Source organism: Streptococcus hepaticus (assembly GCF_043656315.1).
Taxonomy (GTDB): Bacteria; Bacillota; Bacilli; order Lactobacillales; family Streptococcaceae; genus Streptococcus; species Streptococcus hepaticus.
The window spans coordinates 1-255 of record NZ_JBINIY010000063.1; the positions used below are offsets into that span (position 1 = coordinate 1).

Here is a 255-nt window from a genome sequence, read left to right on the forward strand (position 1 = left end):
CCCAACTACTGAGGGTATCACGGTTCCTAAACACAGTAAGATTACTGAAGATGACATTAAGAATAAGGTAATCATTCCAGAAGGTAGCGGTGGCACTATCAAGACTGTCGGTGAAATCCCAAGTACGTCAACTGAAGGCGAGAAGACACCAGTTACTGTTGTTGTCGAATATCCAGACGGATCCACTACTGAAGTTAAGGTTCCAGTAACCGTAACTCCACTTGACTCACCAACAGCTGGCGACATCACCGTTCT

Annotated in this window: 1 protein-coding gene; it reads left to right on the forward strand. The window is 45.5% G+C overall.

Annotated features, from left to right (window positions below):
- Positions 1-255: Rib/alpha-like domain-containing protein (locus ACHUFA_RS11130; protein WP_394406131.1), on the forward strand; the 255-nt coding region annotated here is incomplete at both ends.